4 protein-coding genes are annotated in these 4,409 nt (G+C 59.1%); 3 read left to right on the top strand and 1 reads right to left on the bottom strand.

Going from position 1 to position 4,409, the window contains the following annotated elements; translation table 11 throughout:
• Positions 1-259: 259 nt before the first annotated feature.
• Positions 260-1,504: an NYN domain-containing protein gene (locus tag BJP07_RS09665; protein ID WP_071567265.1), complete on the bottom strand. Its 1,245-nt coding sequence runs from the start codon at positions 1,502-1,504 to the stop codon at positions 260-262.
• 177 nt (positions 1,505-1,681) lie between these two features.
• Here BJP07_RS09665 and BJP07_RS09660 point away from each other — a divergent pair, with 177 nt between their 5' ends.
• Genes BJP07_RS09660 through BJP07_RS09650 form a run of 3 tightly spaced genes read left to right on the top strand, consistent with a single transcriptional unit; the run spans position 1,682 to position 3,822 of the window.
• On the top strand, positions 1,682-2,059 hold the full coding sequence (locus BJP07_RS09660) for a GntR family transcriptional regulator (protein WP_071567264.1): 378 nt from the start codon (positions 1,682-1,684) through the stop codon (positions 2,057-2,059).
• On the top strand, positions 2,056-2,805 hold the full coding sequence (locus BJP07_RS09655) for an ABC transporter ATP-binding protein (RefSeq protein ID WP_071567263.1): 750 nt from the start codon (positions 2,056-2,058) through the stop codon (positions 2,803-2,805). Before BJP07_RS09660 ends, BJP07_RS09655 begins: the two co-directional genes overlap by 4 nt.
• Positions 2,806-3,822, top strand: a complete 1,017-nt coding sequence (locus tag BJP07_RS09650; protein ID WP_071567262.1) for a hypothetical protein — start codon at positions 2,806-2,808, stop codon at positions 3,820-3,822.
• The last annotated feature ends 587 nt before the right edge of the window (positions 3,823-4,409 follow it).

Here is a 4,409-nt window from a genome sequence, read left to right as displayed (position 1 = left end):
TCAATACAAGGTTGAAGTCGACACTCGGTGATGGATATACGACCATCGCCGAGCATCGACAGGCACTGAGTGCATAACTACGAGACAAAGTCCCTCAGATGCACTCCAACAAAACATCCGCAGCCCCAAAGACGTTCGAAATGGGGAATACTACAATCCTGTTACTCACATTTAGAAAAACCGCAGTGCACAATGCAAAAAGAACGCCCCTGCCCGACCTGAATGTGTCGGACAGGGGTCTTGCTGTATCGAAAGCGTGTCAGCTCTCTCGGCGAATGTTGATGAGCACGCCCCGGATGCCGGAGTGGAAGCCGTCGCGAAGGTTGACGCGCTGGGTTTCCGTCAGGGTGTACTCGTGCAGGGTCTCGCAGGCGAACTGAAGCAGCGGCCTATCGATCTCCGGTGGCAGCCCGCCGCCGGAAAGCATGTGTGCCTTGTCGCGCTGCTCGCTGGAGGCGGCGTTCTCGAACCACCAGGCTGCGTACTGTTGTCCCACGTCGTAGGGGGTTTGGAAGCCGGAGGATGTCCAGACTTCTTCCGGCAGTGGGACGTAACGCGAGCGGAGTTTGCGGCGCGGTGCCATCATCGACGGCTTCGGAGCCGGCTTGGGGGCCGGTACGTCCTCGCTGTCTTCGTCGCAGATGGTTTCCGGCTTTGGCTTCTCGGCAGGTGTCGCCGGCTCTGCGGGCACTGGGCCAGGTTTCGGGCCGGGTTTCGGCATGTCCGCGGGTGACGGGGTCGCGGGGGTAACTGGGGTTTCTTCGGCAGGTGGGTCAACCGGCTCGTCCGAGGCCACAGACGAAGCCGAAGACGAAGCCGGGTCCGGAGCTGGAGCCGGTTCCTCCGGCGCAGCGAGCGGGTCCGGGCCCAGGCCTGGCACTTCGGTGGGGCCTTGGTTGTCTTCGACGGGTTCGGCGTCGGCGATTGGGCGTTCCCGGATGCTGGGTGGGAGGGGTCCTTCGAGGACGCGGAGTTGCATGGAGTCTGCGAAGTCTTCGCGTGGGTCGAGGATGGTGGTGGTGTCACATGCGTGGCGGAGGGCGGAGGACATGGAGTCCCAGCCGAATCCGTAGAGGTGGACGCGTACGCCGTTGTTGGTGGCTTCTTCGACGCCTGGGATCATGTCGGCGTCGCCGGAGACGAGGACGAAGTCGCTGAATTGGCCGCGCGTAGCGTTGATCACCAGGTCTGCGACGAGTCGGGTGTCGACGCCTTTTTGGGTGCGTCGTTCACCCCATTCGATGAGTTGCCCGGTGCGGAGTTGGACGCCGTCGCAGGAGCGTAGTGCGCGCTGGTAGCGGTGCGGTCCGGAGTCGGGGATGCCGTCGTACCACATTTGACGGTGGATGGGTTGGTGAAGTTGGTGGCTGATCATGACTCCGAGGTTGGCGACGACCTCGGGTAAGTCGATTTCTAATTGTGCTCGGGCGCCGATCTCCCATGAGTTGTAAAAGCTCGCCAGTAGGTAAGAAGTGTCGACGAACACCAGTGTGCGTTCAAGCATGGCTCCTAAATTCCGATTCTTTATTGTCGTTAATTTCTTTTCATCACAAGGCTACATATGTTTGTGCACCTACTCATGCTAGTAGCCAAGAAATTTCGTAGGGGTGCTTGCGGGTCCCCTGGCAACGGTTCTATAGTTAGTTAGTGCAGTAACTAACCAACGATCCAGAAGGGAGGAATGGTGGTTGGGGATTCGGAACCACTCTTCGTGCAGATCGCGAAGTTGGTGGAGGACCTCATCGTCGACGGGACGTTGAAGTCGGGGGAGCGGGCGCCGTCGACAAACGAGCTCGCAGCTTTCCACAACATCAACCCCGCGACAGCGCGCAAGGGCCTCGGCCTCCTTGTCGACGCCCACGTCCTCGAGAAGCGCCGTGGACTCGGGATGTTCGTCACTCCGGACGCGCGCGAGCGGATTTTGGCGACGCGCCGGGAGGCGTTCCCGGGCACGTTCGTTGCCCCTCTCGTCGACGAAGCCGTTCGCGTCGGCCTCAGCCGGGACGACTTGATCGACCTTGTGCATCGAGTAGCAGAAAGTAGAGGAATGTATCAATGAGCACCATGATTATCCGCGCCGCTGGGCTGGAGAAGTACTTCGGGATGAAGTACGTACTGAATGGGTTGTCGTTCGACCTGCCGTGTGGTGGCATTCACGGGCTGCTGGGACGAAATGGCGTCGGTAAGTCGACGTTGTTGCAGATCGTCGCGGGCCAACTGAAATCTTCTGGTGGTGCCGTCGAGGTCTTCGGCGTGCCTCCGTTCGATAATGCCGAGGTGATGGACCGCGTCGCGCTAACGGGCGTCGACGTCGGCTACCCGGCGAGCTGGAGCGGCAAGGACATCCTGAAAGGCGCGCAGCTGCGTTACCCGAGCTGGGACGATGGGCTCGCGCGCCGCCTCATCGACGACTTCGACCTCGACGAGGCGCTCGACACCTCGTACAACAAGATGTCGCGGGGCCAACGCGCGATGGTGGGCAACATCATCGGCATCGCGTCCGGCGCCGAACTCACGCTTCTCGACGAACCCTACGTAGGCCTCGACGTCCACAACACCAACGTGTTCTACCGCCACCTTCTCGACGTGGCCGAGGGCGGACGCACATTCGTGATGGCCACGCACCATATCGAAGAGGCGTCGAAAATTCTGAGCAGCGCCCTGGTGCTGGGCCGCGACGGCAAGGTCAGCGCGCACGTGACCGCCGACGACGCCGACGCCCACGCCGAGCGCCTCGGCCTGAGCAACCCCCTGCGACCTGTCGATTTCGGCGACGTCATCGAGCACCTCTTGGAGGTGAGCTAAATGCAGACCTTTGTCCGCCCTGGTTTCTTCCGCGCGCAAATGTTCGCGGGATCGAAATGGCGCATCTGGATGACACTCTTCGGCCTGCTCATGGGTGCCGCGACCATCTCTGCCGACTGGTTGGGCAGCGTCCCACTGGTGATTACAGCCGCGACGTTCTCCTCGCTCCTCCTCTATATGACCCTTATTCCCGAGTCGAACGTTTTTCGCTCCTACGGCATGAACCGCAAGCGCGCGCTCGCGTACAAGCGCCGCGCGGCCCTCGCTGTCTGGGCTGTTCTTTGCGTCCCGACGCTGATCGTGAGCCCTTCGCTGTATGGCCTGCTTGCCGTCGCGCTGGTCACCGGCTGGCTGGCCCTCTATGTAACTAACGACGCCACCACCGGCAAAGAACTCGACTCTCCCGACAGTGGTTCGGCCATCATGGGTCTCCGCCTCGACCAACCCCTCATCTTCCAGCTTTTCTGGAAGCAGCCGCTTCTCCTGGCCGCGGCCTTTGGCCTTGGCTCAGTCGCCATGCAGCTCGCGGTCCAATCGTTCGTCGGCGATAAGTGGGTGCCGTTGGTTGCAACCATGCCTGACCTGTTCTTTATCGGTTGCTTCGCGGCAATCTACTCTTCGGGAGCAGGCTCGCCGACGACTGCCCGCGCGTACGGCATCACACGTCGCACATGGGGCCTGCATGGGTTGGCGGCAGTGGTGGTGTCCGCGGGGATCTACGTTGCGCTCCGTTGCCTTCCTTCGCTTTTCGACGCCCACACCCTCCTCACCGTCCCCCTTTGGGTGACGTTCATCTTGGTTCTTACTGGGCTTGTGATTCCATTGGCCTGGGGGCGAAACCAGTTGGTGACGTTCATGGCGCTAATGATTCTCTGGCAGTTCATGCGCGACCCAGAACCGTGGAAGGGAACGGTAATCGGGGCCGGATGCGCGTCGCTGCTAGCGCTAGTGACGCTCGCGTTGTACGTCACGGGGCGCGTCAATGGCGCCCAAAAGAACCCAGATATGAAGTTATAAAAATCACGTCTGGCCTGGCGATTTGTGTTGTTGTTGGTGTGTGTGTAACTTTATGTGAGTCAGCGAGACCGACAACGCCCCGCCGGACAGACTCTGTAGAGAGTGTGTTGGTGAGATGGCGGTTAGGAAAACTACCGTTGGCCGGCATAATGAAATAGGTTCTGTGATGCGGCGCTGGTTTGCGTTGTTGAGAATGTTTTGTTAGTGTCAATCTTCGTCGCTTTGAATGTGCCACTGTGTTTGGTGGTGTGTTTGGGTGTGCGGTTGTTGTTTGAGAACTCGATAGTGTGCCAATGTACTTTTTATTTTTTTGATTGCATTGACTTTGGTTGCGTGCTGTGTGCCACGAAAGTGGTGTGTGCCGGTGGTGATGCTTGAACCTATGATTGGGTGTCACTAGTTTTGGTGCAGATTGCATGGTCATGTTGACTGTTTTGTTGATGTGGTTGTGGCTGGTCCTGTTTTTGCCCCGTCGGGTTGGGACCGGTTTGTTTGTATCTTTATTTTTGTAATTTTAGGATTTTGCCAGACATCGATGACGGCGTTGTTGTTGTTGGTGGTTGGTTTGTTTTTGGTTAGGTTTTCGG

It is taken from the genome of Corynebacterium sp. NML130628 (assembly GCF_001875665.1).
In the GTDB taxonomy this organism is placed as follows: domain Bacteria; phylum Actinomycetota; class Actinomycetes; order Mycobacteriales; family Mycobacteriaceae; genus Corynebacterium.
This window is presented reverse-complemented; position numbering and strand designations above follow the sequence as displayed.